Origin of the sequence: Vibrio genomosp. F10 str. 9ZD137 (assembly GCF_049974785.1) — a bacterium.
Lineage (GTDB): Bacteria > Pseudomonadota > Gammaproteobacteria > Enterobacterales > Vibrionaceae > Vibrio.
Map to the genome: position 1 here is coordinate 1 of NZ_JBNGCJ010000691.1, position 386 is coordinate 386.

Below are 386 nucleotides of genomic sequence, written 5' to 3' on the forward strand. Positions count from 1 at the left end.
AGGGGCGTCTGCTTCCTAAAGCGGCTTCGACAGTCATGGCTCCGCATACGGTTGCTGAAGCAAACAGATCTTCTGCCACAAACAAACCTTCGAGAGCGAATGCGGTAGAAGCCTGTGTGCCGTTTAAAAGAGCGAGACCTTCTTTAGGCGCTAGGGTAATCGGTGTGATACCTGCAATGGCTAAGGCTTCAAGACCGGAAATAATTTTACCATTGTGCCTTGCTTCACCTTCACCGAGCAATATTGTGCTCATGTGCGCTAAAGGAGCCAAGTCGCCCGATGCACCGACAGAGCCTTTTTGAGGAACACAAGGGTAGACTTGAGCGTTGACCAGCTTAATCAACGCATTAATCACCGATAAACGTATTACAGAAAGATCGGAAGAG

Annotated in this window: 1 protein-coding gene; it reads right to left on the reverse strand. The window is 49.0% G+C overall.

The features are described 5' to 3' along the window. On the reverse strand, positions 1-386 hold a 386-nt coding region (locus ACP45E_RS16565; protein WP_158008388.1), incomplete at both ends, for an aromatic amino acid lyase.